This window comes from Providencia sp. PROV048 (assembly GCF_033688165.1).
Lineage (GTDB): Bacteria > Pseudomonadota > Gammaproteobacteria > Enterobacterales > Enterobacteriaceae > Providencia > Providencia hangzhouensis.
Genome location: NZ_CP096360.1, coordinates 2523244 through 2546248 on the forward strand (window position 1 = coordinate 2523244; position 23005 = coordinate 2546248).

The 23005-nt window shown below is 39.5% G+C and carries 20 protein-coding genes and 1 other annotated feature (1 of these 21 cut by a window edge); of the genes, 6 read left to right on the plus strand and 14 right to left on the minus strand.

All coding sequences use genetic code 11. The features are described 5' to 3' along the window. Positions 1-230 precede the first annotated feature (230 nt). The 5 genes from M1F26_RS11110 to M1F26_RS11130 all read left to right on the plus strand — a co-directional run bounded on the left by M1F26_RS11110 (position 231) and on the right by M1F26_RS11130 (position 6945). Entirely contained in the window at positions 231-1094 is an 864-nt protein-coding gene (locus M1F26_RS11110; RefSeq protein ID WP_004263762.1) for a pyruvate, water dikinase regulatory protein, read from the plus strand. Between the two features lie 123 nt (positions 1095-1217). After that, on the plus strand, positions 1218-2267 hold the full coding sequence (locus M1F26_RS11115; RefSeq protein WP_004263759.1) for a 3-deoxy-7-phosphoheptulonate synthase: 1050 nt from the start codon (positions 1218-1220) through the stop codon (positions 2265-2267). 367 nt (positions 2268-2634) lie between these two features. Continuing rightward, positions 2635-4779, plus strand: coding sequence for a TonB-dependent receptor domain-containing protein (locus tag M1F26_RS11120; RefSeq protein WP_140170572.1), 2145 nt, complete (start codon positions 2635-2637; stop codon positions 4777-4779). A gap of 115 nt (positions 4780-4894) precedes the next feature. Beyond that, a complete protein-coding gene (locus tag M1F26_RS11125) occupies positions 4895-5944 on the plus strand; it encodes a hemin-degrading factor (RefSeq protein WP_096863962.1) in 1050 nt (349 codons plus the stop codon). Between the two features lie 629 nt (positions 5945-6573). Continuing rightward, entirely contained in the window at positions 6574-6945 is a 372-nt protein-coding gene (locus tag M1F26_RS11130; protein WP_140170573.1) for a helix-turn-helix domain-containing protein, read from the plus strand. 78 nt (positions 6946-7023) lie between these two features. Here M1F26_RS11130 and M1F26_RS11135 read toward each other — a convergent pair whose 3' ends face one another. The 11 genes from M1F26_RS11135 to btuC all read right to left on the minus strand — a co-directional run bounded on the left by M1F26_RS11135 (position 7024) and on the right by btuC (position 18001). Then, on the minus strand, positions 7024-8040 hold the full coding sequence (locus M1F26_RS11135; RefSeq protein WP_004263748.1) for a lipoate--protein ligase A: 1017 nt from the start codon (positions 8038-8040) through the stop codon (positions 7024-7026). A 63-nt stretch (positions 8041-8103) separates the two neighbouring features. Continuing rightward, positions 8104-8589, minus strand: coding sequence for a C40 family peptidase (locus M1F26_RS11140; RefSeq protein ID WP_036958662.1), 486 nt, complete (start codon positions 8587-8589; stop codon positions 8104-8106). Between the two features lie 82 nt (positions 8590-8671). Further along, entirely contained in the window at positions 8672-9079 is a 408-nt protein-coding gene (gene arnF / locus M1F26_RS11145; protein ID WP_004263744.1) for a 4-amino-4-deoxy-L-arabinose-phosphoundecaprenol flippase subunit ArnF, read from the minus strand. Further along, entirely contained in the window at positions 9076-9423 is a 348-nt protein-coding gene (gene arnE / locus M1F26_RS11150; protein ID WP_004263742.1) for a 4-amino-4-deoxy-L-arabinose-phosphoundecaprenol flippase subunit ArnE, read from the minus strand. Before arnE ends, arnF begins: the two co-directional genes overlap by 4 nt. Further along, positions 9420-11078: a lipid IV(A) 4-amino-4-deoxy-L-arabinosyltransferase gene (arnT, locus tag M1F26_RS11155; RefSeq protein WP_140170574.1), complete on the minus strand. Its 1659-nt coding sequence runs from the start codon at positions 11076-11078 to the stop codon at positions 9420-9422. Before arnT ends, arnE begins: the two co-directional genes overlap by 4 nt. Before the next feature lie 7 nt (positions 11079-11085). Further along, positions 11086-11979 (minus strand): 4-deoxy-4-formamido-L-arabinose-phosphoundecaprenol deformylase, encoded by an 894-nt coding sequence (gene arnD, locus M1F26_RS11160; RefSeq protein ID WP_140170575.1) that lies wholly within the window; start codon positions 11977-11979, stop codon positions 11086-11088. Then, entirely contained in the window at positions 11979-13964 is a 1986-nt protein-coding gene (gene arnA / locus M1F26_RS11165) for a bifunctional UDP-4-amino-4-deoxy-L-arabinose formyltransferase/UDP-glucuronic acid oxidase ArnA (protein ID WP_140170576.1), read from the minus strand. The genes arnD and arnA overlap by 1 nt, the downstream gene beginning before the upstream one ends. Next, positions 13964-14956 carry an undecaprenyl-phosphate 4-deoxy-4-formamido-L-arabinose transferase gene (gene arnC / locus M1F26_RS11170; protein WP_004263733.1) on the minus strand — a complete coding sequence of 331 codons (993 nt, stop codon included), beginning with the start codon at positions 14954-14956 and terminating at the stop codon, positions 13964-13966. Before arnC ends, arnA begins: the two co-directional genes overlap by 1 nt. Continuing rightward, on the minus strand, positions 14956-16101 hold the full coding sequence (arnB, locus tag M1F26_RS11175; protein WP_140170577.1) for a UDP-4-amino-4-deoxy-L-arabinose aminotransferase: 1146 nt from the start codon (positions 16099-16101) through the stop codon (positions 14956-14958). The genes arnC and arnB overlap by 1 nt, the downstream gene beginning before the upstream one ends. Positions 16102-16220: 119 nt before the next feature. After that, on the minus strand, positions 16221-16997 hold the full coding sequence (locus M1F26_RS11180; protein ID WP_140170578.1) for an ATP-binding cassette domain-containing protein: 777 nt from the start codon (positions 16995-16997) through the stop codon (positions 16221-16223). A gap of 2 nt (positions 16998-16999) precedes the next feature. Further along, entirely contained in the window at positions 17000-18001 is a 1002-nt protein-coding gene (btuC, locus tag M1F26_RS11185; RefSeq protein ID WP_140170579.1) for a vitamin B12 ABC transporter permease BtuC, read from the minus strand. A gap of 115 nt (positions 18002-18116) precedes the next feature. On the opposite strand from btuC, the gene M1F26_RS11190 reads away from it, so the two are divergent. Continuing rightward, the gene (locus M1F26_RS11190) at positions 18117-19055 is read left to right on the plus strand and encodes a RhoGAP domain-containing protein (RefSeq protein WP_140170580.1); all 939 of its coding nucleotides are present in this window, start codon (positions 18117-18119) and stop codon (positions 19053-19055) included. Between the two features lie 77 nt (positions 19056-19132). Here the strand turns inward: M1F26_RS11190 and ihfA are convergent, their stop codons facing one another. Genes ihfA through pheS form a run of 3 tightly spaced genes read right to left on the minus strand, consistent with a single transcriptional unit; the run spans position 19133 to position 22819 of the window. Further along, positions 19133-19429, minus strand: a complete 297-nt coding sequence (gene ihfA / locus M1F26_RS11195; protein WP_004263721.1) for an integration host factor subunit alpha — start codon at positions 19427-19429, stop codon at positions 19133-19135. Between the two features lie 4 nt (positions 19430-19433). Beyond that, positions 19434-21821: a phenylalanine--tRNA ligase subunit beta gene (gene pheT, locus M1F26_RS11200; protein ID WP_140170581.1), complete on the minus strand. Its 2388-nt coding sequence runs from the start codon at positions 21819-21821 to the stop codon at positions 19434-19436. Positions 21822-21835: 14 nt separating this feature from the next. Further along, positions 21836-22819 (minus strand): phenylalanine--tRNA ligase subunit alpha, encoded by a 984-nt coding sequence (gene pheS, locus M1F26_RS11205; RefSeq protein WP_004263717.1) that lies wholly within the window; start codon positions 22817-22819, stop codon positions 21836-21838. 123 nt (positions 22820-22942) lie between these two features. Beyond that, positions 22943-23005: a sequence feature (Phe leader region), on the minus strand; it runs 67 nt beyond the window's last position.

Genomic DNA, 23005 nt, shown 5'->3' on the forward strand with positions numbered 1-23005 from the left:
CAGAGTACAAATCGTAAAAAATCTCGTTGGCGAAATTTCGCCTCGTGAAATAGACTAGCACAGACGCTAAGAGAAGATGGACTGGTGAATCGTTCCATCACTGAAGAAAACTTTTTTGTTCTAAAAATCGTTCAAAAAATGGCTATAGTTTCCCCTATAAACTAATTTTTAAACTTTAAACAAAGATAATATTTCCCAATATCCAGTGATAAATACAATAGAGACGAATAATGATGAGCGAATTAGGAGCAATGAATAATATGGTAAGCCAAGTTCAACGTACTGTTTTTTTTATTTCTGATGGAACAGCGATAACCGCTGAAACTTTGGGACATGCCGTACTTTCTCAATTTCCTCTGTCATTTATTTCTTATACTCTGCCGTTTGTAACAAGCGAAGCTCGTGCACATGAAATTAAGCAAAAAATAGATATTATCTTCGAAGAAACCCAGTTGCGTCCTTTAGTGTTCTATTCGATTATCTCCCCTGAAGTTAAGCAAATCATTACCCAGAGTGCAGGTTTTTGCCAAGATATCGTCCAAAGTCTAGTCGCCCCAATTCAGAAGGAAGTCGGCCTAGAACCTGAGCCAAAACTCAACCGAACCCATGGCCTATCTATGCAAAATATGAATCAATATGATGCACGTATAGCTGCTATTGAATACACACTGGCTCACGACGATGGGATTTCTTTACGAAATTTAGACCAAGCTCAAGTGATACTAATTGGTGTTTCACGTTGTGGCAAAACGCCAACAAGCCTCTACTTAGCGATGCAATTTGGTATCCAAGCGGCAAATTACCCATTTACGGCTGATGATATGGATAATTTACAATTACCTGCAGCATTACGCCCATATACACATAAATTGTTTGGTTTAACTATTAGCCCTGAACGGCTAGCAGCTATCCGCGAAGAGCGCCGTGAAAATAGCCGTTATGCATCCATAAGGCAATGTCGTATTGAGATAGCTGAAGTGGAAGCTTTATTTAGACAAAATAAAATCAACTACTTAAATACAACTAACTATTCTGTTGAAGAAATTTCAGCAAAAGTGATTGATACCATGGGCTTACAAAGACGAATCTTTTAATGAATACAAATAAAAAAAATATTCATTCCTGCTAAGTTGGAGGTTGAAATTAAGCCATATTCGTTTATTGTGATCTTAATCACTTATAGGGCATATGCCTATTAAAGTTCTTTGAGAAAGAAAATGCACAAAACTGATGAATTACGTACTGCGAGAGTGGACAGCTTAATTACCCCACAAACTCTTGCTGATGAGTTTCCTATTTCCCAAAAAGTCGCTGAAAACGTGACAGCGTCACGAAAACGCATAGAACAGATATTATCCGGCCAAGACCCACGTTTACTGGTTATTGTTGGCCCTTGTTCGATTCATGACATCGATGCGGCTATTGAATACGCTAAAAAATTAAATGTGTTAAGAGAGCGTCATCAAGACCGTTTAGAAATTGTCATGCGAACTTACTTTGAGAAACCACGAACTGTCGTTGGTTGGAAAGGGTTAATTTCTGATCCTAACCTCGATAATTCTTGCCAAGTCAACACCGGTATCCGGTTAGCTCGTAAATTATTGATTGAAGTTAACCAGTTAGGGTTAGCCACGGCAACCGAATTCCTTGATATGGTCACGGGCCAATATATTGCCGATCTCATTAGTTGGGGAGCAATTGGCGCTCGCACAACAGAAAGCCAAATCCACCGTGAAATGGCATCCGCATTGTCCTGTCCTGTAGGTTTCAAAAATGGCACCGACGGCAATATTAATATTGCTATTGATGCGATAAGAGCTGCAAAGGCGCAGCATATGTTTTTATCGCCGGATAAGAATGGCCAAATGACCATTTACCAAACCAGTGGTAACCCGCATGGCCATATCATTATGCGTGGCGGTAAACAGCCTAATTACACGGCTGGTGATTTAGCAGCAGCCTGTGACAAACTGCGTAAATTCGAATTACCAGAGCATTTAGTGGTCGATTTCAGCCATGGTAATTGCCAAAAAATTCATCGTCGCCAACTCGAAGTTGCACGAGATATTGCGGAGCAAATAAAAGATGGCTCGACCGCTATCAGTGGAGTGATGGCAGAAAGCTTCTTAGTTGAAGGCACACAAAAAGTGGTTTCTGACCAACCGTTAGTTTATGGCCAATCTATTACCGACCCATGTCTTGGCTGGGAAGATACCGAACAACTTATTGAAATTCTTGCTCAAGCTGTTGAGTCACGCTTTAAATAAGCCAAATCATTCCAATTTTTTTATTATGAGCCCTTTAGTGAACATAGAAACTAAAGGGCTTTTATATTTACAAAAAAAATAATTATCATTTAATGCATAATTAAATAATATAATAATCTAATTAATAAAATAAATACAGAATTTTAATCCAAGAAATCCTTGACCCACCTCGCGCCAACGATAATAATTCTCACTACAAACTAATTTATCCGTTAGAACTTCTGTAGCCTAGCCCATTATTCGCTACGACATTACAGGGCTAAATAGTTCTAATAAATAAATGAGTTACATAAATATTTATTGCATGCCACCCAGATTATTTATCCAGGCAGCCAGCAAATTCTGAAACCAAAGGAAAGGATTTCCTATGCTGTTTAAATCGATGCCTGCATCAATCCATCAAGATCATAAAATATCACTCTCAGCTATTGCTGCCACCGTTGTAATGACCGGGTTTAGCAACACCGCTTTAGGTGAAAACTTATCGACTCCAAAAGCGAATACCAGCGACATTATTCACGTTTCGACCTCACCTCTTAGTTTAGAAAATATCGCTGTAGCAGAACAAGTCGATGTAATTGATGCAAAAGCGCCTGAATATCAATCTGCGACATCCGCCTTAGATTTACTAAAAGGCCAAGCTGGAGTATTTGTTTCTGGTTCTAATAGCACTTATGGCCAGGGCATTCAAATGCGGGGTTATGATTCACGAGGTGTTAAAGTCACCGTTGATAATATCACCCAAGACTTTTATTCCGGCTTATATGAAGCTACATTTATTGACCCCACCTTAGTAAAAAAAGTCTACGTCCATAAAGGCGCATCATCTGTACATCATGGCGGCGGCGCGTTAGCCGGAGTCGTATCATTCAAAACAATAAATGCAGCTGACATATTAAAACCAGGGCAAAAAATCGGTGGTCAGGTCTTTAGCGGTATTAACCGTAATGATCACGGTTACTATGCAGGTGCAACGCTATTAGGCAGAACTGAATCAACAGATACTCTGTTTACCTATAGTCAACGTAAAAAGCACCTACTCGGCTCACCCGAGTTTGAAGAGGTTGATAATACTGAACAGCTAAGCAACTGGATGCTCAAAAGCAGCTGGCTTGCCCACCCTTCATATAACTTGACGTTACAATTAAAAGAATACCGCAACAACAGTTTAGGGGTAAAACAACCCGCTAAACCTTCAGAAAAAAATAGATATCCAAATACACCGCATGAAAGACAAAGCCATCAGCGAGATGTTGCCATTAGCCAATTTTTTACACCCAAAAATGAGGTAAATTGGCAAGCCCAGTGGGATATTTATTATACAGATTTATATTTAGATCAAACTGATACAGTTAAGGTCAAGAGCAAACCAAAAGAGTATGGCTCTGAAACGCGAAATCAATATACCTATGGGACTAAATTTACTAATAGCTTCACTTTACCTATGTATAACTGGGTAAATCATCATATTCAAAGTGGTTTCGAATATTATCAGCAAAAGCAAACGTCAAATCAGTATGCAATAAGTTATCCACCAGCAGAACTTGATAACCTGTCTGGCTGGTTAGTCAATGACATGACATTGCATCAATTACCGTTAACTTTATCAATTGGAACGCGCTTTACACAATACCGTGCATCGAGGAATAATTTCCCTGAAAATAAACATATCAACTTGTCATCCCGTATGGCTGTTAGTATTACTCCAACCCATTGGCTCAATCTTTACTCATCATACGCTGAAGCATACCGTACTCCACGTATGTCCGAGCTTTATAACAATTCAAACCATTTCATTATACCCTTTTTTGGCACTCCCTCGAACTTTCGTCCATCGCCTGATTTACGTCCAGAAACGAATAGAACCCTCGAAACAGGTATAAAAATCAGTTTTGATGGAGTATTTATTGATAATAGCGACCTTCAATTCGGTTCAACCTACTTTAAGACCAAAGCTAAAAACCATATTGCCCTTGAAGGTCTTTATACGCCAAGGTATGGCCAATGGTTCCCAGATGAGCTTTATTATATCAATATCCCCAGCGCATCCATTTATGGCATTGATAGCTTTATAAGCTACAAAACACGGTGGTTTGAATTAAATATCAATCACAATAAAACCACAGGTAGAGAAGACGGCTCACATTATTCTCTTTCGTCTATACGCCCTGAAACACTAACGGCTCGATTCAATGTACCGGTTGCTAGTACTGGCTTTACTCTAGGTTGGATAGGGGAATTCTCTGCAAGAACGCAACTTCAAGGTAACGATAAATATAAAAAGTGGCATCACAGATCTGATAAAGGCTTAGACCGCTATCATAAAGAAGTCATTCAATATGCGGGCTATAGCATTCATGATTTCTATGTGAATTACCAAGCAGATCAATTCATAAAAGGGTTAAGTTCGACTCTCACAATGAAAAATGCATTTGATAAGCCATATCTATCTTCCACTGGTGTACCCCAAGAAGGTCGGAACTTTTATCTCAACATGAATTACAACTGGTAGTTAAGTAGTAAAAAACCATGTTATCAACTGATTTTATTAAATTTATCAGCAGTATAAAAAATAAATCAGTTGATAACTTTTCACTATGTCTTTTAATTTTATTAAGGAAAAATTTGTGAATTCAAACCTCTATAATGATTACCTGCAAGCTAAGAAAACGCACTCTGATAAGCACTCCCAAGAAATAGCGGCCTTACTTGGCGTATCGGAGGCCCAACTAATTCATTGTCGTGTCGGTAAAGATAATGTTCAACGATTGGTCAGTAAACCTATTGATATCTTGCAAGATTTAACCACAATAGGCAAAGCTATAGGGATCACTCGTAATCAGTACGCTGTTAGTATTCAAACGGGTGCATACAATAACCCAAAATTTAGTAACCACGGTGGGCTATTTCTAAACCCTAAAGCATTAGACTTACGCATGTTCTTTGCGCAGTGGAGCTCAGTTTTTGCACTCACTGAAAAAATGCCAGAGGGAACTCGCCACAGTATTCAATTTTTCGATAAATATGGTGATTCGTTACACAAGGTCTTTTCCACCGACAACTCTGATATAGCTGCTTGGCAAGCCATGATAGAGCGCTACAGCACATCAGAGAATCCGCCTATCGAACCTAAAACAATTTCGCCATTTTCAGAACAAAAAATTAGCGAAGAACTCGCCTCTCAATTAGAGCAACAATGGCGTGAGATGACCAATGTTCATCAGTTTTTTGGTATATTAAAGAAACACAATTTAAGTCGTCAGCAAGTTTTTCGTGTCGTTAGCCAAGAATTAGCATGGCAAGTCCCTACTACGGCTTTATCTGAATTACTCTCTCTTGCATACCATGCAAAAAATGAAGTTATGCTCTTTGTAGGAAACCGTGGGTGTGTGCAAATATTTACAGGAAAAATAAATGAACTATCATCACTCTCTGTTGAAAGTTCTCAAACTGATTGGTTAAATGTTTCAAGTACAAACTTTAAACTTCATATCATTGAAAATGGCATTTCTGAGTGCTGGGTCACACGTAAGCCAACTAAAGATGGCTTTGTGACAAGTCTTGAGGTCTTTGATACCCAAGGTAACCAAATTATTCAAATGTATGGCCAGCGTATTGAAGGCACTCCCGAACAAATAGAATGGAGCAAGCAAATTCTTTCAATATCTCGCATATAATAAAAGAATAATAAGAAAGTAGATAATCTGTCATGGTAATTTTCTAAATACTTTTCAATCATAAATTGTGGTTTGAATTAGACATGAAAATTGCCATAGACCCTTTACCTCATTAATTCACAACAACGATACAAGCCACTTTTTGATATAGAAATAGAATAATCATCCATCTCTCGCACAAAGTATTTAACTTACCGCATATATTAGTCATTCATACTACTAAAACTGTAGTTATAAGCACTTTCAATCATAACAATTACCTCGGAATTTCCTGTTTATTGTTATAGAAATACGATTATAAATGAAGCAATAATATTTCAATTATTTACTTGGTTAATAATTTCGAATAGCTTGAACAATTTTTTTGAATATAATGAAAACTTTCTCTTTTTCTTACCTACAAAAATGACGTAACAACATAGGCGATTGAATTAAAAGAATTTTAAACATACAATATTGAATGTTTAAAATGTTAATTTTTTCAATATCTATTGTACTGATAGTTATTATCATTAAAAACCGCACGTTTAGCCTATCGATATATCGGAAAAACAGGAAGAATAGACCCTAATTTCGTGAGTTATTATTAGTTATTAATGAACAATAGCCTACTTGAGTAGGAGGTAAATATGTCAGAAAGTGTAGTCAACGATATTGTTAAATGGCTTGAAAGTCAGTTGCAGCGCAATGAAGGCATCAAAATCGACACAATTGCCGATAAAAGCGGCTATTCAAAATGGCATTTACAGCGTGTTTTCAAAGAAATGAAAGGCTGCACGCTTGGTGAATACGTCCGTAAACGTCGTTTATTAGAAGCAGCTAAATCATTACGTGAAGGCAACTTACCTATTCTTGATATCGCATTGCAATATGGCTTTAGTTCACAGGCGACATTTACCCGCATCTTTAAAAAGCACTTTGATACAACGCCTGCAAAATTTCGCCAATCAGGTGAATTACCTGAATGCAAAAACTTTATGACTTGTAACTGTCATAACTGATTATTTTAGAACATCCCTTCCTATTAGTTATTTGCAATTTTGAAGTCTATGTCTGAGCCGACTATGTCGGCTCTTTTTTTAACTTAATTCATGGACTAGCCAGTTTTCCAAATCAGCTAACTGCTCCTGCAATTGAGGCCATTTTACGGCCATTTGTTTACCTAAAGAACGTATTGTTTCTGTCTGATATGTTTTACCCGTCAATTGCTCACTTAACCACTCCAAAGGAGATGGGTCTAAGCTATCTGTAAAAAACTGACAGCGATTTATCACGCCTTTTTCGATATCAAAATGAAACTCAATTCCTCCCCAAGAAAAACGTGTATCTGAATAGTGAGTAAACGCTGGTGCTTGCCCAAAATTCCATTCCCAACTACTTTGCTTAGCAAAAGTTTCTGGAAAATTTGGCAAATCAGGTAATTTTTCAGGGGAAATATACTCCGCTTCGACCGTTTCACCGAAGTAATTAAAAAAACTTTTAATTATTCCCTCACAAACAATTTCATGAGAAATATTAGGAACAAGCTCAGACAAGTTAGCCACACGAGAACGCACTGACGTAATCCCTTTTGCCTGTAATTTTTTAGGATCTGGATTCAGGTAATTAGCTAAACGACTTAAATCTGCATTAATCAGCAAGGTTCCATGGTGAAAACCTCTATCTTTCGTTTCCCGGTATGCAGAACCGGATATTTTTCGCGGACCACTTTCTGTATCTAAAACCAAATCATTGCGACCTGAAATTTGTGCGTTAATACCGACCTGTGCTAATCCATCAACAATGATTTGTGTAGAAACTGTTTTATCATATTCTGGCTTTCCCGCCATAAATGTGAAACAAGTGTTACCTAGATCATGAAAGACAGCACCACCGCCACTACTACGCCGAGCTAAACGAACATTATCTTCTTCCATCCGCCGTGTATTACATTCTTTCCACGGATTTTGAGCACGCCCTATAACCACGGTATCCGCATTTCTCCAAAGAAACATAACACGTTGGTCGGTTGGCATTTGTCGGAAAATAGTTTCTTCAACCGCAAGGTTAAACCAAGGGTCGTAGGATTCTGAGATGAGTAAACGTACTGTTGACATTGAGCTATCCTTAAAACAAAACTTGCCCTTAAGATAGCATAATCACTGAATAAAATAGTGAATTTAGATACGTCTTGCTTGCCAAAACACTTTTCGCCAATAAACATTATCCATTGATGAACGAATTACCCCTTTACTCGTTGATGCGTGAATGAATGTATTATCGGTATCGTAAATCCCCACATGCAATCCATTCTCTCCTGAACCTGTTTTAAAGAACACCAAATCCCCTGGCATCAAATCAGATTTATCAATCCGTGTGCCTAATTGAGTTTGATCTACTGTTGTTCGAGGTAACTGAATGGCAAAACGGTCGTTAAATGTGCGATAGACAAAACCGGAACAATCCACACCATTTTGATTCATTCCACCATAATGATAAGGCGTACCATACCACTGCTCTAGCTGGTCTTTTAATTGCGCTATCGTCATGATTGGGTCTGATAATTGTGTTTTTAATGGCGGCGGCGTTCTTTTAACGGATGTCGATGAACAACCAATTAAAACTAAACACAATAATAGTGGTAGGTGTTGTATTTTGATAACCATAAAGCACCTTATTTATCTATCTTATTGCGATAACTTGCTTATATTATAGTGCGTGAAGACTATAATATAAGCAACTAAGAAATTATTCCGTTCTATCACTTGGTGATTTATTGGGCCGGCTAATTAGCCATACCCCTAATAAAATAAAGCCAATTCCAATGGCCTTTAGTCCTGTCGCAGGTTCATTAAACCAAGGTAAGAAAACTGCTAATAAATAAACGAAAACATAGCTTAAGCTAATAAGCGGATAAGCTTTATTCAATGCTATGTGTTTTAAAGCTAATAGCCAACATAACATCGATAACGCATAACAAACTAACCCTAAAAAAATAATTCCTAAGCTAGTAATATTTGCGAGTAACCACTCTAATTGTAGCCAATGCCAGCCAAGTGTGAATGAGGGTAGTTCAACTACCCCGGCTTTTAAGCTCAGTTGAGCGACTGTGACTAATAAAGCACTGCTAATCACCCACAAATAACCCTTGTTCATACGCCGATACTCATTAGCAAAATACCAAACATAATGGCAGCAACCCCTAACCAGTGGTTAAGCCCAGTTTGCTCTTTATAAACAAACTGGCCAATTAAAGTAATTAATACAAAATTAATACTTAACATTGGATAAGCGATACTCAGCGGCATGGTTTCCAATAATTTCAACCAAAACAACATGCCAAGGCCTAGCATAAAAACCGCCAGCACCAGCCACCGAAAGGCTGATGCTGTTTTATTGGTTTTATTACTCTGCCAATTGACGACGGCTTGCTTTTGAGCCACTTGCCCAACGCAGGTCAAAACGCTAACCAGCAATAACAGCAGTAGTTGTGCAATCATTGTTGATGGTAAACCACAATCGCCATACGTGAATTTTTAATGACTTCATCTGGCTTAGGAATATCCGGTAACCCTTCTTTACGGCCTAATAAAAAGACAACAGTTACCTGCCCTTCTTTACGTGCTTTTGTCAGCCATTGTGCAAACTGGTCCGGTTTTATTAAGCGATGTTGGCTATCTGGATATTCCAACCCATAACTTAACTCTCCACTACTATTGTATAAATAGATATTGGAATTTTGAGTTTCCCAAGCAAGACCGGCTGCGACCCCAACATTACTGGCCATCAAATATTTGCTATTCATCAGTAAATCATGATTTTGATGAATAAAGTTTTGAGGTAATTTAGAATCGATGGTGTTGTTCGGCAGAGCACTACCAATACACAAACTCACGGCCAAAGAGCACGAGGCTGCCCATAACCAATATTTAGCATTTAATACCGTACATAGGTAACCGATAATCGCCCAAATAGAAAATGCAACGACACCTAACACCATTTTTGACCATTCATCAGGTTCGTATAACGGTTTTTTGATCACCGTGCTCACGACAATTACCGCTATAACCGCAGCGATCCCTAATACAACATTAATAATCCCATTGGCTTTCAATGCTTTCATTTTACCACTACGGACGCAGTCAACCCCATACTTTGCCATAAGCAATGCCAATGGCGCCATAAACGGCAACATATACGTTGGTAACTTACCGCGGGAAATACTGAAAAAGATGACGGGAACAACAAACCAGCACAGTAAGAAAAACATATCGGGGCTAGATTTACGTTCTTTCCAACCTTTCATGATAGCACCGGGTAACAGCCCTGCCCATGGAATAGCGCCAAGAATGATAATTGGAATATAATACCAAAACGGTGCGATATGCTGAGCATCATCTGCCGTGAACCGCTTAATGTGCTCAATCCAAAAGAAATAATGCCAATAATCAGGCTCTTGTTTTGCAACCGCCAAAGCCCATGGCAAACTGATAATAACCGCCGAAATTATTGCAAGCGGCCCGTACTTAAGTAACTCAAGGAACCGCTTTTGATAGATTGTGACAGGAAGCATGACTATCACGGGGATCGCAAGGGCTAAAAAGCCTTTAGTCATAAATGCCATGCCACAAGCCAGCCCAAGACAAAGCCATGCCGCTAGTTTAGATTTTACTTCTCTCGATTTCATTGCCCACAAACAACAGAACATGCTTGCCGCTATCCATAAAGACAACATTGGGTCGAGTACACTGTAAGTTCCGATGGAGAATACCAAGAACATTGAGATATAAATGAGGCTAGCAACATAAGCAACGTGGTTATTACGCCACATCATTTTTGCCATACGGTAGACAAGTAATGCACTGAGGAAAATACAAAAAACCGAACCAAAGCGAACAGCAAAATTAGTTTCACCAAAAATCATCTGGCTAATATTGTTTATCCAGTAACCTGCTACTGGTTTTTCGAAATAACGTACATCCAGCATGTAAGGAACAATCCAATCCCCACGCTGTAACATTTCACGGCTAATTTCCGCATATCGTGTTTCATCTGGTTGCCAAAGTAAACGGCTATCCAACGGCAATAAATAGGTTAAGATAAAAAAAAGAGCCAGCAGAGAGGCTCCTACTTTGCTCGCTCGGTTATTCAACATAGGTTGCTTATTCCTCTTCTTGGCAGCCTAGCCAGCCTTCACGCCCAGGGAATGGTGCCCTCACCACACGCCCTTTTGGCAATGAATTCAAATCGTCTGGCAGTAATTCACTCAATGTACAGAATTGGATATCTTCTTGTGTAATTCGTTCCAATAATTGTGAAAATTGTTCCGATTTAGACATCCCTTCCACTTCAGTGTGAATAGTATAAACTGGAACGCCTTGATCTTCTTTAATTGCTTGAAGAATAAAATCATTAAATGCCTCATCACTCACGACTGTTCCCACAACTTCATCGTAAGTCGGCAGTGTTACAGGAATTTGAACTGTCCCTAATGAGCCATCCGCTAAAATTGGCCTAAATGGATATTTACCACGGCAATCACTGTTGTAGTCAAAGTTAAACGTTTGTTTAACTTCCAATACGCGCTCATCGCCTCGCCAACCAGCGACGGCTGAACAAGTCACACGATGCCCAATAGCTTGCTCCAATGCATCAACACCTAGCTTAACCTGCTCTGTCAGTTGCGGTTTGCTCCATTTCGCAACCTTAGCCTGCCAGCCTTGATGATCCCATGCATGTAAGCCAACTTCATGGCCAGCATCCAAGGTTTGTTTCATCAAGTAACCTAAATCCTTAGCAATTTTTTTACCCGGCCATGCTGTGCCCGCTAATAAGATATCTAACCCATAAAGGGATGCTGCATTAGACCTAAGCATTTTCCACAGAAATTTAGGACGCAAAAGGCGCCATAAATGGCGCCCCATGTTATCGGGTCCTACGCTGAAGAAAAAGCTGGCCTGAATATTATACTCTTTGAGCACTTTGAGTAACTGTGGAACCCCTTTTAATGTACCTTGGTAAGTATCCACATCAATTCTCAAGCCAACTTTTTTCATTAGTCTTTATTACCTAACTCTTCAACAGCACCTTGTAAGAAGAAATCTAATGTTTCTTCAATGGTATCTTTCATATCGATAGTTGGAACCCAGTCCAGTAAACGACGTGCGTTTTCAACACTTGGTTTACGGTGTTCAACGTCTTGATACCCTTGGCCATAATAGCTGCTGCTTTCGATTTCACGGAAACCTGCAAATGGAGGGAATTTTCCACGTTGTGGGTGTTTTTCGAAGCTTTCCAGCAACATTTCCGCTAATTCACGAATACTGGCTTCATTCGTTGGGTTACCGATATTGATGATTTGGCCGTCACACTTGCCATCTTTATTTTCGATAATACGGAACAGTGCTTCAATACCGTCTTTAATATCTGTAAAACAGCGTTTTTGTGCACCACCATCAACCAGTTTAATCGGAGAACCTTCAACCAAGTTCAAGATCAACTGTGTAATTGCACGAGAACTACCAATACGCGCAGAGTTCAAGCTATCTAAACGTGGTCCCATCCAGTTAAATGGACGGAATAAGGTGAACTTCAGACCTTCTTTTGCACCGTATGCCCAAATCACTCGGTCAAGTAATTGTTTAGATACTGAGTAAATCCAACGTTGTTTATTGATTGGACCTACGATCAGGCGTGATTCATCTTCATCAAACTCTTTATCATCACACATACCATAAACTTCAGAAGTTGATGGGAAAATGATGCGTTTGTTGTATTTCACACAGTAACGTACAACTTTTAAGTTTTCTTCGAAGTCTAACTCGAAAACACGCAGTGGGTTACGGGTATATTCGATTGGCGTCGCGATCGCAACCAAAGGCAAAATAACGTCACATTTTTTGATGTGATATTCAATCCATTCTGTATGGATGCTAACGTCACCTTCAATAAAGTGGAAACGTGGGTTACCAATAAAACGTTCAATTGCGGAAGAACCGATATCCATACCATAGATATCGTAATTACCGTCTTTTAACAGGCGCTCAGTCAAGTGGTTACCGATAAAGCCGTTAACACCAAGGATCAGAACACGTGTACGACGTTTTACTTGTGCCGTTGGTTTTGCACCAACACGAACATCTGTCACGATACCCATTTCGTTAGCAAGGCGGCTACCTTGCATATATAAACCCGTCTCACTTTGGCCGCTAATCACTTCGATAGCACCTTGACCACAAGCGATACGCAGTGGGTCACTCGAAAGTACCGTACCTGCTGGTTTACCTTGGTTATCATCTAAAACGCGTGCGCGCCAAATAACCATTTTGCGTGCACCTAAATAGGTAAACGCACCTGGGTAAGGTTCAGTCACTGCACGAATCAAACAATTAACGTCTTTTGCACTGTCGTTCCAATTAATTAAACCATCTTCAGCGGTACGACGACCAAAGTACGTTGCTTGACTTTCGTCTTGTGCAACCGCTTTGTAGCTACCAGCTTCGATTAATGGCAGTGTTTTATCCAGCAAAACTTCCGCCGCTTCACGGACTTTTGCATGTAAAGTTAGGCTAGTGTCTGTATCGGTAATAACCACTTTTTCTTGAGCAATGATATCGCCAGCGTCGGCTTTAGCTACCATTTTATGTAAGGTTACACCTGTTTCGCTTTCGCCTTTTAATAATGCCCAATTAATAGGCGCACGACCGCGATATTTAGGGAGTAATGAACCATGTAGATTAAACGCACCTTTAGGCGCGATAGCTAACAGCTCTTCACTCAACATATCACGATAGTAGAAGGAGAAAATCACATCAGGTTTCATTTCGCGAATACGTTCAATCCACAATGGGTGATTAACGTTTTCAGGCGCAAAAACAGGAAGCTCCATGTCAGCACTTAAACGCGCAACAGAGGAGTAAAAGTGGTTTTCATTTGGGTCATCAGTGTGGGTAAACACTGCTTGGATATCAAAACCTGCTTTTTCAAGCGCTTTTAGCCCTACGCAGCCAATATCATGATAGGCAAAAACAATAGCTTTCATTAGTCTTCTTCCTGATTTTTGTCGGATTTCGCATCTGCTCCAACGACTTTTTGAATAAAATAACGAGGTCTCGCGCGTACATCATTGTAGATCCTACCAATGTATTCGCCCAATAAACCCATGGCAACAAACTGTGCACCAATAAACATAAAGAGTACTGCAAACAGCGTGAATACGCCATCTGCGGCCCACTCTGCGCCAAAAATTAAACGCAATGCAATTAACAATACCGCTAATAAAAAACCGCCAGCGGCGATAATACTACCGACAACACTCAATAAACGCAGTGGTGCCGTAGTCAGGCATGTTAATAAGTCATACATTAAATTAATCAGCTTCATAAAGCTGTATTTAGAATCACCAAACTCGCGTTCTGCATGCGCTACATCAATTTCAATGGTTCTACGTGCAAATGTATTTGCTAAAATAGGAATAAATGTACTTCTTTCATGACATTGCAACATAGCTTGAATAATATGACGGCGATACGCACGTAACATACAGCCATAGTCACCCATAGAGCGGCCTGTTGCTTTGGTGATCATCGCATTAATCATTTTAGACGCTGTTTTGCGAAACCAAGAATCTTGGCGATTCGCACGGCGTGTACCAACTACATCATAACCTTGCATCGCTGTTTGCACTAAACGAGGGATTTCCTCTGGCGGATTTTGCAAATCCGCATCCAAGGTAATTACTAAATCGCCATCCGCTTGGTTAAAACCTGCCATAATAGCAGAATGCTGCCCATAATTACGGTTTAAAATAATTGCAATAACGTGGTTTTCTGGATTTTCCGCTGCTTCTGTAAGCATTTGTGCTGAACGATCGCTACTACCATCATCAACTAGAATTAATTCATAGGATTGAGTTAATTGTTTACATGACTTGATAGTACGTTCTAGTAATTGCGGTAAGCTCTGCTCTTCATTATAGACAGGGATTACCACTGAGACTTTTTTAATCTCATCAAATTCATCTGCGTGTGACACTATTTTGACTCCAAAAGAACTGCTTCTACAGCTTTAACGACCCGTTCAACATCTGCATCAGTCATATCGGGAAATAAAGGTAACGAACACAATGTGGCGCTATTCCATGTTGATTCAGGTAAAACTAACTCAGGGTATTTTTCGCGATAATATTTTTGTGTATGCGCGGCACGAAAGTGCAACCCTGTTCCAATATCATGCTCTTTCAATTTTTCCATGAATGTATCGCGATCAATACCGCATGCTGCTTTATCGACACGTACCATAAATAAATGATTTGCATGTAAATGTGAGTAACTAGGGACACTCAACATTTGTAAAGGAGAATTTTTCAGCAACTCACGATAACGAGCTGTAAGTTCCGCACGACGCTGATTTAATTGCTCAACTCGTGATAACTGCACCACTGCAATCGCGGCGTGAATGTCCGATAAATTATATTTAAAACCGGGCTCAACAACCTCGGCTTGCGGCTTACGGCCTTGCATTTGTCTATCAAACGCATCAACCCCTAGACCGTGAAACTTGAGTGTACGTACACGCTGAGCAAGTTCATCGTCATCTGTTGCGACTAATCCCCCTTCCGCACAGGTGACATTTTTGATGGCATGAAAAGAAAAAATAGACGTTCCCTTTTCGCCAATCCACTCATCTTTATAACGAGTACCCACTGCATGTGCTGCATCTTCGATTAAAGCTACACCGGCTTTTTGAGCAATCAAACGCAATGCGTCAAGATCACAAGGAGCCCCCGCATAATGAACTGGGATAATGGCCTTTGTTTTTTCTGTTAACGCTTTTTCTACGGCATCGGGTTGGATCATTAATGTGTCACGATCAACATCAATCATCACAGGGGTTGCACCAAGCAATTCAATCATGTTAATCGTAGAAACCCATGTTTGTGATGGTGTAATAATTTCATCACCAGGGCCAATACCTAATGCCATTAAAACAACATGCATCCCCGCTGTTGCAGAAGAAAGTGCAATCGCATGCTTACAGCCATAACGCTTACAAAAATCTTCTTCTAATTGATGATTCTGTGGGCCTGTAGTTATCCAGCCTGAACGCAGAACTTTTTCAACTGCCTTGACCTCTTCATCACCGATTGCCGGTTTTGAAAATGGTAAGAAATTGCTCATATTGTTTATAGCCTAGTTTTCATTGTGAATAGAATATTCTAGTTAATTATACTTTAACCGAACCTCAACACCTGCAAACATTGCGGGATTATCATGTAAAAATAAGTGATAAAAACACCTTATTGCTTATCCGTTAAATTTATAACCTGCCACACCCGGTGAGATGCACTGTGGCTTAACTTAATTTCAGACATAAATATGTCAGATAAATTTTTTTCTGTCATTATACATTCTGGTTTCCCTACTGCGACTAACTGTCCTTGTTTTATCATCCAAATACAAGATGCATTTTTATACGAATGGCTAAGATCATGACCACTCATTATAACGGTTCCTAAGCAATCACAAAAATATTTAATCCATTTATCAAGCATTGCTTGCTGAATAATATCTAAATTATTGGTCGGCTCATCCAATAGTATAAATTTCCCCTCGCATTGCTGTTTATCCCAGACCTGCAAAAATGCTGCTACAATTCGGACTCTTTGCCATTCACCACCCGAGAGTTGGTTAATAGGTTTACTTAATAATGATGTTAGTTGAAAATCGCTACATAAACGCTCAAAAACACCAGCAGAAAACACTATGTTAGGTGAAAACAGGCCAACATATTGAAAAACTTTGAGTATTGGAATGTAACTAACTAATTGTGAAAGATAAGCACGTTGTTGGCTCAATTGAGCAATATGATATTGCCGTATACTTTGCCCACCAATTAAAATATCGCCACCTACAGGCAAATAACCGCTTATCGCAGCTAATAATGTACTTTTTCCGGCCCCATTGGCACCCAATATATGAATTTGTTCACCAGCTAGCACTTGAGCTGAAACATTGACCAAGCGTGTATCGATAGTAATGTTTTTAATATCAATAATTAATTTATTTTCCATCATTTTTACCGCCATTGTTGGTGACGAATTAACAAGAAAATAAATACCGGAGCCCCTAAGGTTGCCGTAATAACACCAATGGGAACTTCCGCATTGGCGATTAATAACCGAGACAGAATATCTGCTGTTAATAACCCTAATGCCCCTGCCACTGCAGAACCAACCAATAATACGCGGTTATCTGTTAAACCACTTAATCTCAATATATGAGGAATAACTAAGCCAATAAAGCTAATCGCCCCCGCAATAGCAACGCTGAGGCCAATTAATACACCGCTAATAATAATCAATATAACGCGCCATTTATAAATTGAGATACCTAATTGATAGGCTTGTACCGTTCCTAATGAAAGATAATTCAGTATATTTCCTTGGAAAAGCACCCAAATTAAAAATGGCAAGCAACCAATAACAAGACCAAATTGTCGCCAATCAACCCCACTAAAACTCCCCATCATCCAATAGAGTAACTGTCGCAAATCAAGGTTGCTGCTCATGTACACCATCCATGTCATACAGGCACCACTAATCACGCCTAGAGCAACACCAACAAGCAATAAACTTGAATTATTCAAGTTTTTACGGCGAGCAAAATAGAGCAATATGGAGGTAAAAAATAGTGCTCCCATAATTGCGCTAATACTTAATAGCCAATAGTGCGTCACGCCTGATGATAATAATACAGTCAGCACCACCGCGACACCCGCACCATTACTAACCCCTAATAAGCCTGGTTCTGCTAAAGGGTTTTCAAATAAAGCTTGCATTATAGCCCCTGTGACTGCAAGAGCTGCGCCAATGACAATGACCGCTAGTGTGCGGGGAAAGCGAATTTGCCAGACAAACAACTGCGCGGGATCATCCATCCATTGGCTAGGCCAATACCAAATCTCCCCAGCACTGAGCGACAATATTGCAATGATAAAAAGAGAGAAAAACAAAAATACGATTAAACGTATGTCTGATTTATTTTGTTGTTTTTGTAATCCAAGCAAAGAATAAGTCATATATATATTTACTTATTTATTATTGAGTTAGAAAATTACCGTTTTTTATGCAAGATATATTATCACCATAGATTTAAATTAATTTTTAATTTTAACATAATCTCTATGGAAACCTATGAAAGCTAGAAACAATGCACTCAAATCATCACTGATAACAAATCCTCACGAAAATATGCGCCCCTCTAGTGAGAAGAAGAAAGGATTTATAAATTCAATTAGAAAAATTAATGTTCTGTCTAGTATAAAAAACTATATCTTACGCAAGTTTCAATCAAATACGGTCAAACACTATCCCACCTTCTCTACTGAAATGCCCCCAACCTCACCAATTTGTGAAAAAGACAAATTAGCTGCGAAAAAGATAGAGCAAGAAAACATAAAGGCTATCGATTACTGTAAAGAACTCACTGGCGATGAAAAAATGAATTATCTTCAGCTTAATAAACTGGGTAGCGCCATTTTAACTCACCCAAATTACAGGGAAACAATTGGTCTTTTTCGCACATCAGCAAATGCGCTTGAGCGTGATAAATTAGTCTCACACCTACTCGCAGGCAAGCCACTTAAAGAATATCTTTTAAACAAAGATATTGTTGATATTAAAATTCTTACTTCAGCTTACAAAAAGATTGCTGCTAATCTAATAGAAAAAAATATTCATTCATTAGAAACCTCTCCAAAATCCATTCATAAATTAGCCGATGTAGTACAACAAAAATCTGCGTTATTAAAGGAAATTTTCGCTCAAAACTCAATCAATCAAGACAAAAGAGAGCTACTGAAAGAACTAGATAAAAATGCTCAACATGCATTTTTATCTCTTGAAAAAACACCGTTAACACTACAATTAGTCATTCCTCTATTCGCTGAAATCACAAAAAATCAGCAAACAAATAAAATGGATGCTTACAACTTAGCAACTTGCTTTGCACCAAGTTTAGTCACTAGCTCAGGCCTACCTTTTGCTTCTCAGATTAAATTAAATAGTGACGCACAAATTTACATAGAAGCTCTAATTAATCACGATTTAAAATTGCAATCCTATGATGTCTAATCAACTCTCAACTACTATCACAGTTTCCAAAAACAAAAGACCGCCTAGGCGGTCTTTTTTCATATCAAACGATATAATTACTCTTTCGGCGTTGCTTTTTCTACACGGCTTTTTAATTTTTGGCCTGGGCGGAAGGTAACAACACGGCGGGCAGTAATTGGAATATCTTCCCCAGTTTTTGGGTTACGTCCGGGACGTTGATTTTTATCACGTAAATCAAAGTTACCGAATCCAGATAATTTTACTTGCTCACCATTTTCTAAGGAAAGGCGAACCTCTTCAAAGAAAGTTTCGACAAGGTCTTTAGCATCACGTTTGCTAACACCCAGTTTTTCAAACAAATTTTCTGACATTTCAGCTTTAGTAAGCGCCATAGGTTTAGTCCCTCAAGGAGGCTTGGAATCGCTGTTTTAACGCAGCAATACACAGATCAACGGTAGCAGTGATCTCTTCTTCTTCCATAGTACGCTGGGTATCTTGGAAGACAAGACTGATAGCAAGGCTCTTATAGCCATCCGCTATTCCTTCACCACAGTACACATCAAATAAGTTTATGCCAACTATATGATTTATGCCAACTTTTTTACACTCTGCTAAAACTTCAGCAGCAGCCACATCTTCTGGCACGACAACAGCGATGTCACGGCGGTTCGATGGATAGCGCGAAATCGCCTTAGCTTCAGGGATGACACGTTGTGCTATCGCATCACTACGAACCTCAAACACCACCGTACGACCATTTAAATCGAGTTTGCGTTCTAATTCTGGGTGAACTACACCAATAAAGCCAATGTGTTCATTTTCCAGATAAATCCCAGCACTTTGACCTGGATGCAATGCAGGATGTGCCTCAGATTTAAATGTAATTTGATTTAGTTTCCCAGTCAATTCAAAAACAGCTTCAAGATCACCTTTTAAGTCAAAGAAGTCAACAACTTGTTTATCTAATGACCAATGTTCTTCAAATCTGTTACCTGTAATCACCCCTGCCAACATAGGTTCTTGGCGAATTCCATATTCTGCTTGATTATCAGGAATAAAGCGCAGACCTGTCTCAAATAAACGAATTCTATTTTGTTGACGATTTTGATTATAGACAACCGTTCCTAATAAACCAGTCAGTAACGATAAACGCATCGCTGACATATCAACAGAAATCGGGTTAGGTAAAAGCAACGCATCTTGTTGTGGATGCAGTAAAGCTTGAACTTTAGGGTCAACAAAACTATAAGTGATTGCTTCTTGATAACCACGGTCAACTAACATTGCTTTAATACGTTTTAAAGGTAGGTTAGCTTCTTTGTGATTAGTCATGGTCAAATCAGCACGTAATGGCACATCAGGGATGCTGTTATAACCATAAACACGAGCGACTTCTTCCACTAAGTCTTCTTCGATTTGCATATCGAAGCGCCAACTTGGAGCGACAACATCCCATGTATTAGCAGAAGCCGTGACTTTGCATCCTAAACGCGTCAAAATATCCGTAACTAACTCATCTTCAATAAAATGACCAATCAAACGGTCTAATTTATTGCGTGTCAGTTTAATATTTGCGGCTTTTGGTAAATGTTGCTCACTGGTTACATCAATAATTTCACCGACTTCACCACCACAAATCTCAACAATTAGCGCAGTAGCACGTTCAATCGCTTTAAACTGTAATTGAGGGTCAACACCACGCTCAAAACGGTGAGATGCATCAGTGTGCAAACCGTAATTACGTGCACGACCTGTGATCGATAATGGGTCGAAGAATGCACACTCTAATAAAATATTTTTGGTTTCCGTATTAACACCTGAGTGTTCACCGCCAAAAATACCTGCAATCCCCAGTGCTTTTGATTCATCAGCAATCACTAATGTGTCTGATTTTAACGTTGCTTCACTGCCATCAAGGAGAACTAGTTTCTCCCCTTCTTTTGCCATGCGAGCAACAATAGCACCATCTAAACGGTCTAGATCATAAGCGTGTTGAGGCTGACCCAATTCTAATAAGACGTAGTTGGTAATATCCACAACCGCGTCAATAGAACGGACGCCACCACGACGCAACTTTTCTTTCATCCACATTGGCGTTGGCGCTGACACATCAATATTTTTGATCACACGACCTAAGAAACGTGGGCAGGCATTAGGTGCTTCTACTCGAATTGGGAAAGTATCTTTTATGGTCACAGATACTGTATTAATAGCAGGCTCATTTAGCGCTAATTTATTAATAACAGCGACATCACGTGCAACCCCAAGAATACTTAAGCAATCTGCACGGTTAGGTGTAATACTGATTTCAATTGCATTATCATCAAGTTTTAGATATTCACGAATATCGGTACCGATAGTGGCATCCTGCGGCAATTCAATAATTCCGCTGTGGTCATCAGAAATACCCAGTTCAGAATAAGAACACAGCATACCTTCAGAAGGCTCGCCACGTAGTTTTGCCGCTTTAATTTTAAAATCACCCGGTAATACCGCACCAACCGTTGCAACAGCAACTTTTAGGCCTTGACGGCAGTTTGGTGCACCACAGACGATATCTAATAAACGCTCACCGCCTACGTTAACTTTTGTAACGCGCAGTTTGTCTGCATTTGGGTGTTGACCACACTCAACCACTTCACCAACAACAACGCCGTGAAATTGGCCAGCAACTGCATCTACACCATCAACTTCCAAACCCGCCATCGTGATTTGGTCAGATAATGCTTCACTACTAATCGCCGGGTTTACCCATTCGCGTAACCATAGTTCACTGAATTTCATGAGATAACCCCGCCTTATTTAAACTGTTTGAGGAAACGAAGATCATTTTCGAAGAATGCACGTAGGTCAGAAACACCGTAGCGTAGCATTGTTAAGCGCTCCATCCCCATACCAAAGGCAAATCCAGAGTAGACTTCAGGGTCAATACCTACATTGCGCAATACATTTGGATGCACCATTCCGCAGCCTAATACTTCTAACCATTTACCATTTTTACCCATAACATCAACTTCCGCTGAAGGTTCGGTGAATGGGAAATATGATGGTCTGAAACGTACTTGAACTTCCTCTTCAAAGAAGTTATTCAAGAAATCATGCAATGTGCCTTTTAGATTGGTAAAACTGATATCTTTATCAACAATCAGGCCTTCTGTTTGATGGAACATTGGTGTATGCGTTTGGTCGTAATCATTACGATATACACGACCAGGAGCAATGATACGAATCGGTGGTTGTTGGCCATTCATTGTACGGATTTGTACACCCGATGTTTGCGTACGCAGTAAGCGTTTTGCATCAAACCAAAAAGTATCATGGTCAGCACGCGCGGGATGGTGAGCTGGTATATTTAACGCATCAAAGTTATGATAGTCATCTTCGATTTCTGGACCAGTTTCAACAGAGAAACCTAATTCGCCAAAAAACTCTTCAATTCGCTGAATTGTACGGGTCACTGGGTGTAACCCTCCATTTTCCATACGACGCCCAGGTAATGACACATCAATTTTTTCTGATACTAGACGTGCATTAAGAATTTCAGCTTGCATCGCGTCCTTACGGGCGTTCAGTGCATCTTGAACCTGTACTTTAGCTTCATTTATCACAGCCCCTGCTGCTGGACGTTCCTCAGCAGGCAGATCACGCAACGTTTTCATCTGTAGTGTGAAATGGCCGCTCTTGCCTAAATATTCAACACGCACTGATTCCAACGTAGCAACATCTTGGGCCTGTTCAATGGCTGCTTTTGCCTGTGCAACCAACTCAGCGAGATGTGGCATTGTTTCCCCTTTATGACCACTTGGTCTTTTTGCTAGTTATTCACTATATATATTAAGCTTCACATTCTATTTGGTAATGAATGAATACTTAACTGATTTTACTGTACTTAATCTAAAACTAGAAATGAAAAAGCCTCCCTAAGGAGGCTTTAGCGTAACTTTTCATTTCTTTTTTCTATTTACGCG